Genomic DNA, 9,634 nt, shown 5'->3' with positions numbered 1-9,634 from the left:
ACCCGCCCTCTTGACGCTCACCAAACCAAAGGTTGTATACTGACCCTCACAACAACAAAAAACGCATCAAAAGGTACTGGTATGCCAAATCAAAAAATGAAGGCCGTTGGGTTTACCCGTCACCTTGCGATTTCAGATCCCGAGTCGCTGCAAGACCTTGAAATCACGACGCCAAAAGCATGGGCGCATGACTTGCTCATAAAAGTTGAGGCGGTCAGCGTAAATCCGGTAGATACAAAGTTGCGCGGACGAGCGGATCCAGATCATTCTGAACCGAAGGTGCTGGGTTTTGATGCGGTTGGAACAGTCGTTCAAGTTGGTGATGCATGTCGTGGTGTTAAAGAGGGTGATCGCGTTTACTATGCGGGTGACGTTACGCGACAGGGTACCAATAGTGAATATCACCTAGTTGATTGGCGGGTTGTGGGTCATGCTCCTACTAAATTAAGTAGCGCTCAGGCGGCTGCAATGCCATTAACCTCCCTTACGGCTTGGGAGGCCCTTTTTGACCGTATGGGTGTTAGCTTAGAGGCAGATAACAGCGATAAAACGATCTTGGTTATCGGCGGTGCAGGCGGCGTTGGGTCTATCGCGTGTCAAATCGCCTCCAAAGTTGCTGGTTTGAAAGTAGTGGCGACGGCGAGTAAGCGTGGTTCCATTGAGTGGTGCGTTAAAAACGGCGCAGACCATGTTGTGAGTCATTACGATGATATCAAGCAGCAAATGTCGACGCTGGGATATAAAGAGGCTGATTTCATCCTCTGTTGTAACGGCACTGATCAACACTTTGACGCCATGTGCGACATCATCAAACCGCAGGGCAGCATCTGCTGCATTGTCGACAATACCTCGCCACTAGCAATGAACAAACTCAAAGCCAAATCTGCCAGCTTTAGCTGGGAATTTATGTTCACCCGCGCCATGTTCAAAACGCCCGACATGATCGAACAACACCACATACTCTGCGAAGTCTCCCGCCTGCTCGATGAAGGTATCCTTCAAAGCACGCTTCAAGAGACGGTTACGCCCATCAATGCGACCAACCTGCGCTACGCCCATCAAAAGCTCGAGAACGGGGAAATGATGGGGAAACTCGTCCTCGAGGGGTGGGAGTAAGTTTTTAGCGAGAGGGAGTAAGCTCTCCCTCTTGTAGCAAGTAGCATCCTGCTGCGACATTTCTAACCACTCTGTTCATGCGCGGTTACCTGACCAACACCTTTGTAGCGAGCAGCATCCTGCTGCGATTATTATTTGGTAAAGGTTTATCGCATTCTTTTCTGGTTTTTATGTTCTTTCTTTCTTGCTGGCCTTATACAAGTTTCGCCTTAAGGCGACTTAGGTATTCTGTTCAAGTTTCGACCTGAAGGCCGAGTCAGGGTCTTTGTCTCGCCAAAGACCCTGACACCCCAAAGGCGCCCCGGTGCCCCAGGGCATACTCTCTCGCTGCGCGATTCACCTAAAAGCTCTGCGCCGCTCGACGGGATTTATCCCTTCGATGACATAATTGTGTTTACGAGACTTCGATGTGTATTGGTGTGTCGAAAAGCTTGAACGGAGTAATTCCGCTTTCGCGAAGGGCGAGAGTCGTGGCATTTTGCCGCGCACGAAGAAACCCCGAAAACACAATCGCAGAAACATGCTGCTATCTACAAAACACCGCAAGTTCATCGAAGCCTCGAAGGCACTGAAAGATATCGAAGGGCCTATTCCCGTCCAAAGAGAAGCGTAGCGGAGCTTTGCGGGTCGCCTTTAGATTGTTAAGACCTTTGGCGAGTCAAAGATCTTAACCCGTCTGCCGCGCGGAAGCGGCGGATAAGAAGACGTAAACAGCGAGATCACAAAAGAAGAAAAACCCGTCTCAAAGACGAAATCTGCATGTCACCAACAAGAAAGAACAGCGAAAGCCCCTGGCTGTGGAAGCCCCTAAGTCGCATAGAGGCGAAACTTGGATAGGGCCATCAAGAATGAATATGAAAAAAAGCAAAGCTCTTAAAAAAACAAGCTAAACCAAAAAAACTCCCTGCGCTAAAACCTTCAATCCAAAGCCCGCCCTCAACCAAAAAACCTTAAATAACCAAACCGTAACTAACATCCCCCCTACGCCCACAAACCACCTGTAGTACACTTTACCTATACAAAAGTGCTTGCTGACCCTGCATGCACAAAGCATCACCACAACATAAGAATATTCTTCATGGAACGACTTACACGCATACTATCTTTTCTTGTCCCCATGCTCGTTTTCTGTCTTGCTTTGCCAGTCAAAGCGCTTGAGGTGACTCCAGAGATGATCAACCAGTTCATGACCATGAACCCCGCGCAAAAAGAAGCGTTGGCCGCACAATATGGCGTGAACCTTTCAGATATTACAGGTGGGTCTGGTGGCTCGAGTGCGCCGGCAGAGGCAAAGCAAGAAGTTTCTGTCTTAACAAGAGAGGGGCAAGAAAACCCCTATAACCAAGAGCAAAAGCCGCAACCGATTGAGACCACGGAAGAAGGGCAGTCTACAAGTCGTTATCAGGCAGGTAGGTTGGTGCCCTTCGGTTATGAGCTTTTTGCCGGGGCGCCTAGTACTTTTGAGCCGGTTAACGACATTCCCGTTTCAAGTGACTATGTCCTTGGTCCGGGCGATAACGTCAAGGTGCAGCTCTATGGTAAAGAAAGTAAAAGCTACGATTTAAGTATCGACGCTGAGGGTAAGGTGTATTTCCCAGAATTGGGTCCGATTTCGTTGGCTGGCCTTAGCTTTGACGAGGCGAAAGCGAAGCTGAGTAGTGAAGTTTCTAAGCGCATGATCGGCATGAAGTCCTCTATCTCGATGGGTCAGCTTAAGTCAATCCGAGTTTTTGTGTTGGGTGAGGCCTATGTGCCTGGCAGTTATGTAGTGAGCTCGCTCTCTACTATTACCAATGCGCTGGTATTGAGTGGCGGTATCAGCGAAACCGGATCACTGAGAAATATCCAACTCAAGCGCAGGGGAGAGCTAGTACAAACGCTCGATCTATATAAGCTGTTATTGGAAGGTGATACCTCGAATGATGCGGCATTGCGCTCGGGTGATGTGGTATTCATTCCTCCTGTTGGCGATACTGCGGGTATTGATGGTGAGGTGCGTCGTCCCGCGATCTATGAGTTTCTTCCGGGTGAAACGTTAGCCGATTTGGTTGCTTTTGCCGGTGGCCTAACGCCGTCGGCTTACACTAAAAAAAGCACGCTTGAGCGCATTATTAATAACGAGCAGAAAACCGTTATTAACTACAGCGAAGAAAACGCCAAGTTAAAAGATCAGCCGGCACAAGCTGGCGATTTGCTGCGCATTGCTTCTGTGCTTGAGAAGGTTGAGAACACCGTTGCGGTTCGTGGACATGTGTATCGCCCGGGGATACAAAACTGGCGTGAAGGTTTGCGACTTAGCGATGTCATTAGTTCTGTGGACCAGCTTAAGCCTGGTGCAGACTTGCGTTATGGTTTAATTAAGCGCTACTCAGGCCCTCAAAAGTCGCTTGAGGTTGTCTCGTTTAGCTTGACGGATGTTTTTTCTGATCCAAGCTCCGAGCAAAATCGTGTTTTGCAAAGTCAGGACGAGATTCTGGTGTTCGCGCTTTACCCGAGGGATCAAAATGAGCTCCCTGAAGATATTCGTGCAGAGAAAGGCATCAGCGGCACCGGGTATGATTTCGGCGCGTCGCGCCTCGGGCAATTTGATGCTGAAGTGGAGGCAATGCGGGTTGCGAAAGATGGGCGAGGCGAATTAATTGAGCGAGATCGCGCCCATAGCCGCCAAACACTCACCATCACCGAGTATGAGAAAGAAGCGGCTTACTGGGGGCGCGTATGGGTCATTGAAGAAATTCTTGAAGAGCTTCGGGCTCAGGCCCATGTGGGGAGTCCGTCAAAAGAGGTCAAAGTAACTGGCTCTGTTCGTTACCCTGGTGCGTTTCCGTTGGTAGATGGTATGACGGTCGAAGATCTTATCTACGCCGCAGGTGGTCTTACCGAAAAAGCCTACAAGCTAAGCGCTGAGGTGAGTCGGACCGATTTTGACCAGTACCAAAAGCGTATGCAATCACGTTATGATATCGATCTCACCAATGAAGTTGGTCGGAATTTCACCTTTAACAGTCGTGATGTTTTACAGATCCGCGCTATTCCTGAATGGGTTGAAGATCACTACGTAGAGCTAAAGGGCGAAGTGCGTTTCCCGGGTTTCTATCCCATTCATAAAGACGACACTCTACGTGATGTGCTCGCGCGCGCCGGTGGCGTAACGGAATATGCTTATGTTCCGGGTGCTGTGTTTACTCGTGTTGAGCTAAAAGAACAGCAAGAGCGTCGCCTCGAAGAAATGCAGCGCCGCCTCCAGGAAGATATTGCGAAAGCGGAACTGATAGGAAAAGAGACGGGGCAGCGTAATCGCGATGTTGAGACCGCTTGGGGCTTACTTGAGCAGTTGGAACGAACGCCTGCTCTCGGCCGCCTGGTTATAGATTTAGGAAAAGTGCTCAACGAAGACCCTGGTTATAGCATCCCGTTGCAAAGTGGCGATGCCCTTGTTGTCCCTTCACGCAAAAATAGCGTGACGATTATCGGTGAAGTACAGTTGCCGATTTCTCAAGTGTATGAACCGGCGTTAGACTACAGCGACTATATCGCTCGTAGCGGAGGAATGACCAGTAAGGCGGATGACGAGCGTATTTACATCATAAAGGCCAATGGTGGCGTTCAATTGCCCGAAAACGGCCACTGGTTTGCTAGCAATGATGCACAGATCAACCCCGGAGATACGATTGTGGTGCCATTGGACGCGGACAAACTTGATAGCATCGTGCTCTGGCGTGATGTCAGCCAAATCTTCTACCAAATCGCCCTTGGTGCAGCTGCAGTGGGAAGTTTGTAGCTGATTGATGTATAGCCATTAATAAACGCTAAGCCAAGGCTGTTAAATCCTACGTTAATATGTTGTTATTAAAGTGTATTGGGCTGAAAGGAGTGGGTGACATTCCGAATAACATCCTCGAAGCCTCGTAGACACAAAAAGTTATCGAAGGGGCAAACTCGTAGAGGCTTTAGCCGTTAAGGTGAATCGCGCAGCGAGAGAGTATGCCCTGGGGTACCGGGTCGCCTTTGGGTCAAGGTGAATTGCGCGTAGCGCAAGAGAAGGTGGCCTGGGCCATGTCGGGGGCTTTGGAAAGTCAAAGACCTTAAGCTGCCGCCGGTCAGTACCGGCAGAAAAGAAACGGATAACACAGCATTATGAACAAATCTCAAAAGTTCCAATGCTATATCGCATCAAAGCGAAACCTGATAAGAACGCTACAGTAACGGAAGCAAATAAAAAGTGTCAGAGCAGCACCCTCCAGTTTTAGGTTCCCCCAATGGATCACAAGGTAACGCGCCCCAAGCGCACCCCCCCTACGACGACGAAATAGATCTCCTCGAGCTCTGGCGTGCCCTAATGCGCGGAAAATGGATCATCGTCGGCTTCACTGCTGTATTCTCTGTCGCCTCTGTCTTCTATGCGCTTTCGCTCCCAAATATGTACAAGAGTACCGCTATACTTGCGCCAGCTGAGGCATCAAGTAGCGGCCTGGCCAAGATAGCTGGGCAGTTTGGGGGGCTTGCGTCAATTGCTGGCATCAATCTCGGCGGAGGAGGTTCAAATAAAACGGCAGAGGCGCTCGAGATTCTCCAAAGCTGGGCGTTTATTGAAGAATTTATTCAAGAACAAAACATAGCGCCGCAAGTGTTCGCAGTTAAAGGCTGGAACCCCGAAACGAACGAGTTGATTTACAATACCGAGATTTACGACCCGAAGACTAAAGTCTGGAAGCGCGAGCCGCCCAAGGGTAAGCAGGCTGAACCGAGTTCTTGGGAGCTGTATGAAGTGTTTGATCTTTACCTGTCTGCTAAAGATGACCCAGGCAAGGGTTTTGTAACTGTAGATGTCGAATACTATTCACCGGAAGTTGCTCGTCAATGGGTTAGTGGGCTGGTGTCAAAAATTAATGCAAAGCTTAAAAAGCAAGCGGCGGAAGAGGCAGAAGCAAATATAACCTTCCTCAAGGCGCAGATTGAGCAAACCAACCTCAGTAGCATGCAAAGCGTGTTTTATGACTTGATCGAAGAACAGACGAAAACGCTAATGCTGGCATCGGGTACGCGGGATTACGTGTTCAGAGAGGTTAGTGCGCCGCGTATTGCAGAAAAAAAATCTAAGCCCAACCGTGCTTTGATCTGCATAATGGGGGCGCTGTTTGGCGGAATGTTTGGGGTAGTGATGGGTTTTGTTTACGGTACGAAGAAGAATAGAAATAACAAGCAAAAGGATAAGCAAGTATGAAAAACTTTGCATTAATCGGCGCAGCTGGATATATCGCGCCGCGTCATATGAAAGCCATAAAAGACACGAATAATAACCTTGTAGCGGCTGTCGATAAAAATGACTCTGTCGGCATTATTGATAGTCACTTCCCAGAGGCAGCATTTTTTACTGAGTTTGAACGTTTTGATCGTTATATCGACAAGCTAAAGCGCAAGAATCATGGTTCAGCTATCGACTACGTTTCAATTTGTTCACCGAACTACTTACACGATGCGCATATGCGTTTTGGCTTACGAGCGGGTGCTGATGTAATTTGCGAAAAGCCATTAGTACTTAACCCATGGAATATTGATGGCCTGCAAGAGATTGAAAAAGACACAAGCCAAAAAGTAAACACGATTCTGCAGTTGCGTGTGCATCCATCTATCATTGCCTTGCGCGATAAAATCCAAAACGCTCAGTTGACCAAAAAGTGCGAAGTAGACTTAACCTACATTACTTCGCGCGGCAAATGGTACTTACATTCCTGGAAAGGCGATGAGGAAAAATCAGGTGGTATAGCTACGAATATCGGCGTGCACTTTTACGATATGTTGCATTTTATCTTTGGTGAGCTGCAAGAAAACGTTGTTCACTATAAGTCAGACACAAAGTCAGCCGGCTACTTAGAGTACGAAAACGCACGCGTTCGCTGGTTCTTGTCGATTGACTACAACGATGTGCCGGATGATGTAAAAGCCACGGGCCAGCGCACCTTCCGTTCGATCACCTGTGATGGTGAAGAGATTGAATTCTCCGGTGGTTTTACCGATTTACATACGATTAGCTACAACGAAATTTTGGCGGGTCGAGGCTTTGGTTTGGAAGAAAACCGCGTAGCAATTACCACGGTTGCCGATATTCGAAATCAAACGCCACTTGGCTTAGTGGGTGAATATCATCCCTTTCTGAACAGAGTGAATAGGTTCGATAAAGAAGCATGAGCAGCGGTGCGAATAATGTTGTAAGTAGTGGCGTGGATAGTGTGACGATTCACCCAACAGCCATCGTTGATGAAGGCGCTCAAATCGGTGCCGGATCTCGCGTCTGGCACTGGGTGCATGTGTGTGGTGGCGCAAAGATAGGCGAGGGGGTCTCTCTTGGCCAAAACGTATATGTCGGCAATAAGGTGGTGATTGGCGATAAGTGCAAGGTGCAAAATAACGTCTCGGTTTACGATAATGTGACCTTGGAAGAAGGTGTGTTTTGTGGCCCAAGCATGGTCTTCACCAATGTTTACAACCCCCGTTCACTGATCGAGCGTAAAGACGAATATCGCAATACCCTGGTTAAAAAGGGCGCAACCTTGGGGGCGAACTGCACCATCGTGTGTGGTGTTACGATTGGTGAATATTCTTTCGTAGGCGCCGGCGCTGTTGTTAATCAAGACGTCAAACCCTATGCCTTAATGGTCGGGGTTCCTGCAAAGCAGGTGGGTTGGATGAGCGCCTTTGGCGAGAAGCTCGACTTGCCTGTGTCAGCGCCAGTAAAAGATGATAAAGGCGCTGTAGAGTGCGTTTGCCCTCATACAGGCGATATTTACGCTTTAAAAAATGGAATGATCGAATACACACCTAAAGGGGTTTCAGCCAATGCCTGAGATGAAAGTTGATTTTGCTAACTTGCAGCACCAATACCAGCTTTATAAAGCCGAGATTGATGCGCGTATTCAGGCAGTTTTGGATAAATCCAATTACATCATGGGCGAAGAGGTTGCCGAGCTAGAGCAAGAGCTGGAAAAATTCACCGGCGCGAAACATGCAATCACCTGCTCAAATGGTACTGACGCATTGGTGCTTGCCCTCATGGCAATGGATATTCAGCCAGGCGACGAAGTGATCACCACCCCTTTTACCTTTATATCGACCGGCGAAAGCATTGCGTTTTTAAAAGCGACACCGGTATTTGTTGATATAGATCCGCTTACTTTTAACATCGATCCAAACCTTATCGAAGCCGCGATCACTGAAAAAACAAAAGCCATCATGCCGGTCAGCCTTTATGGACAACCGGCAGACATGAATGAGATCAATGCCATTGCAAAAAAACATAGTTTAAAGGTCATTATCGATGGTGCACAAAGCTTTGGTTCAACCTACAAAGGCCAAAGCGAGGTGAATCATGGAGATTTCTACACCACCAGCTTTTTCCCTGCCAAGCCACTAGGTTGCTATGGTGATGGCGGCGCAGTATTCACTAATAATGACGAATACGCCGAGAAGCTTAAAATGCTGCGCGTACATGGACAGAATAAACGCTATCACCATAAATACATTGGCATTGGTGGGCGTTTAGATACCATTCAGGCAGCTGTGCTACTCGCGAAGTTGCCCCGTTATGCTGATGAGATCGCAGCGAGACAAAGCGTTGCCTTGATGTATAACGAGCAGTTGTCAGATTCCAGTGCGGCGGGTGCTTTTACCTTGCCACAAGTAAAGGCTGACCGTACCTCTGTTTATGCGCAATACACCCTTCGCGTTAAAAACCGCGAATCGTTGCAAGCGAAGTTAAAAGAGCAAGGCCTACCAACAGCAGTGCATTATCCAATGCCATTACATCTACAAGAATGCTTTGATTACTTGGATCATGATAAGGGTAGTTTTCCATTGGCTGAAAAAGCAAGTGCTGAAGTTATGAGCTTGCCGATGAACGCATTTTTGGGTGTCAGTGAAATCGACTTGATAGTTGATCTGGTTTAGGAAGAACATTGGCTTTAATAAGGAGTGTTGGGGTTCTGACGCTAGGCCAGGGAGTCTCGCAGCTTATCAATCTTGCTGGGTATGCCCTTCTGGCGAGACTATTTACACCTGAAGAGTTTGGTATTTACGCTATTTTCATTGGCGTGGTTAGTGTTTTATCGGCTGTTGCCTCTGGCCGATACGAAATGACAATTCTGCTTCCTCGCCTTGGTATTCATGCCATTCTCGCTGCTAGCGTTGCAATGACTCTAAGCTTAGTGCTTCATTCGCTTACGTTAGTTATTGTTTCTTTGTTCGTGATCTTTGAAATAATTGAAGCTTATTGGGTGCTATTACCCTTTGTCAGCTTGTTTTCATCGATCATTAATATCGGAAGCTTTGTTCAAAATCGTACAAAGAAGTATGCCCAGATGGCATGGGTGCTGGTTTTACGTAGCTTCTTGTTTGTTATCGTCGCGTACTTTCTTGGCTTGAGTGTTGGTCGTGGACAAAATTTAGTTTGGGCCTATTTCTCAGCAGTAACTATCGCCGGGGGTGTAGTCCTAGCACTTAACTGGAAATTCTTATTAGGTGC

At 48.0% G+C, this 9,634-nt stretch carries 7 protein-coding genes; all 7 read left to right on the top strand.

Features of this window, described 5'->3' with window-relative positions:
* A partial coding sequence (locus A3751_RS04575) for a zinc-binding alcohol dehydrogenase family protein (protein ID WP_231876838.1) occupies positions 1 to 1,116 on the top strand: 1,116 nt, incomplete at its 5' end.
* 1,078 nt (positions 1,117 to 2,194) lie between these two features.
* A complete protein-coding gene (locus A3751_RS04565; protein WP_068452712.1) occupies positions 2,195 to 4,897 on the top strand; it encodes an SLBB domain-containing protein in 2,703 nt (900 codons plus the stop codon).
* A gap of 441 nt (positions 4,898 to 5,338) precedes the next feature.
* Positions 5,339 to 6,340, top strand: coding sequence for a Wzz/FepE/Etk N-terminal domain-containing protein (locus tag A3751_RS04560; RefSeq protein WP_068452709.1), 1,002 nt, complete (start codon positions 5,339 to 5,341; stop codon positions 6,338 to 6,340).
* The gene (locus A3751_RS04555) at positions 6,337 to 7,305 is read left to right on the top strand and encodes a Gfo/Idh/MocA family protein (RefSeq protein WP_068452706.1); all 969 of its coding nucleotides are present in this window, start codon (positions 6,337 to 6,339) and stop codon (positions 7,303 to 7,305) included. Before A3751_RS04560 ends, A3751_RS04555 begins: the two co-directional genes overlap by 4 nt.
* Positions 7,302 to 7,961: an N-acetyltransferase gene (locus A3751_RS04550; protein ID WP_068452703.1), complete on the top strand. Its 660-nt coding sequence runs from the start codon at positions 7,302 to 7,304 to the stop codon at positions 7,959 to 7,961. The genes A3751_RS04555 and A3751_RS04550 overlap by 4 nt, the downstream gene beginning before the upstream one ends.
* Entirely contained in the window at positions 7,954 to 9,060 is a 1,107-nt protein-coding gene (locus A3751_RS04545) for a DegT/DnrJ/EryC1/StrS aminotransferase family protein (RefSeq protein WP_304439009.1), read from the top strand. Before A3751_RS04550 ends, A3751_RS04545 begins: the two co-directional genes overlap by 8 nt.
* A gap of 8 nt (positions 9,061 to 9,068) precedes the next feature.
* The coding region (locus A3751_RS04540) for a hypothetical protein (RefSeq protein WP_197466174.1) at positions 9,069 to 9,634 on the top strand (566 nt) is incomplete at its 3' end.

This window comes from Oleiphilus sp. HI0080 (genome assembly GCF_001635135.1).
Note: the sequence above shows the minus strand (reverse complement) of the source record. Positions and strands in the feature narration are given on the sequence as shown.